The sequence below is a fragment of the Rhodococcus sp. CX genome (assembly GCF_015865005.1).
Classification (GTDB): domain Bacteria; phylum Actinomycetota; class Actinomycetes; order Mycobacteriales; family Mycobacteriaceae; genus Rhodococcus.
Genome location: NZ_JADZGH010000069.1, coordinates 32,746 through 34,228, shown reverse-complemented (window position 1 = coordinate 34,228; position 1,483 = coordinate 32,746). Strand labels below are relative to the sequence as shown.

Annotated in this window: 1 protein-coding gene and 1 pseudogene; both read left to right on the top strand. The window is 66.0% G+C overall.

The genetic code is table 11. The features are described 5' to 3' along the window. Positions 1-179 (top strand): annotated as a pseudogene (locus I0Q12_RS32295) (threonine transporter RhtB); the annotation flags it as partial. A gap of 202 nt (positions 180-381) precedes the next feature. Continuing rightward, positions 382-1,483 (top strand): cbb3-type cytochrome c oxidase subunit I (locus tag I0Q12_RS07470; protein WP_374068617.1); only part of this gene is annotated, 1,102 nt, incomplete at its 3' end.

The following is a 1,483-nucleotide window of genomic DNA, read 5'->3' as shown; positions in this document are numbered from 1 at the left end:
CGGCGACCATGGTCGCCGTCGACGTCGTCGTGATGACCGGCTACACCGGTCTGGCCGCGCGCGTGCTCACCCTGATGCGGTCCCCGCGGCAGCAGTCGATCACCAACCGCGTGTTCTCCGGACTGTTCCTGACCGCGGCTGCGTTCCTGGCGACGGTGCGCCGCGCCGCGACGGTCTGACCCGCCCCCCGAAAGCCCCGCGAGCGCGGGCGGAACGGGGTTAGGCTGGCCCGGACCAGCCAACTGCCGGTCGTCCGGTACCGGGTGTCGGTACCCGCGTCCGAACCTCTCGGTGGTGCACGACTCGGCCGTTCTCGGACGGCGGACCGGAGGCATCGTGAATCCAGTGGTGACCGCACCCGCGCCCCGCGCGACGCGTCCCATGCCCGCGCGTTATCACCTCAAGGGCTCGGTGCTCTACAAGCTGATGACCACGACCGATCCCAAGGACCTCGGGATCATGTACATGGTCACTTCGTTCGGGTTCTTCCTGGCCGGCGGCCTGATGGCGATGCTGATGCGCGCCGAACTCGCGGTCCCGGGCATGCAGTTCCTGTCGAACGAGCAGTACAACCAGTTGTTCACCGTGCACGGCGGCGTGATGCTGCTGATGTACGCAACGCCGATCGTGTTCGGTTTCGCGAACTACATCCTGCCGTTGCAGATCGGCGCCCCCGACGTCGCGTTCCCGCGTCTGAACGCCCTGAGCTACTGGCTGTACCTGTTCGGTGCGCTGATCGTCGTCTCGTCGTTCATCACCCCGGGGGGCGCCCCCGACTTCGGCTGGACCTCCTACACCCCGCTGTCCGACGTGACGCACACGCCCGGCGTCGGCGCGAACCTGTGGGTGATGGGTCTGGCCATCATGGGTCTGGGCACGATCCTCGGCGCCGTGAACATGACCACGACGGTCGTGTGCCTGCGGGCCCCCGGCATGACCATGTTCCGGATGCCGATCTTCACCTGGAACATCCTCATCACCAGCGTGCTGATCCTGCTGGTGTTCCCGCTGCTCACCGCCGCGTTCATGGGGCTGTTCGTCGACCGGGTGCTGAACGGGAACGTCTACGACCCCGCCACCGGCGGGGTGATCCTGTGGCAGCACCTGTTCTGGTTCTTCGGGCACCCCGAGGTGTACGTGGTGGCGCTGCCGTTCTTCGGCATCGTCTCGGAGATCTTCCCGGTCTTCTCCCGTAAGCCGATCTTCGGGTATTCGGGTCTGGTGTACGCGACGATCGCGATCGCGGCCCTGTCCATCGCGGTGTGGGCGCACCACATGTACGCCACCGGCGCCGTGCTGCTGCCGTACTTCTCGTTCATGACGTTCCTCATCGCCGTCCCGACCGGCGTGAAGTTCTTCAACTGGATCCTGACGATGTGGAAGGGTCAGCTGACCTTCGAATCGCCGATGCTGTTCTCGGTCGGCTTCATCATCACGTTCCTCTTCGGTGGTCTGACCGGCGTCATCCTCGCGAGCCCGCCGC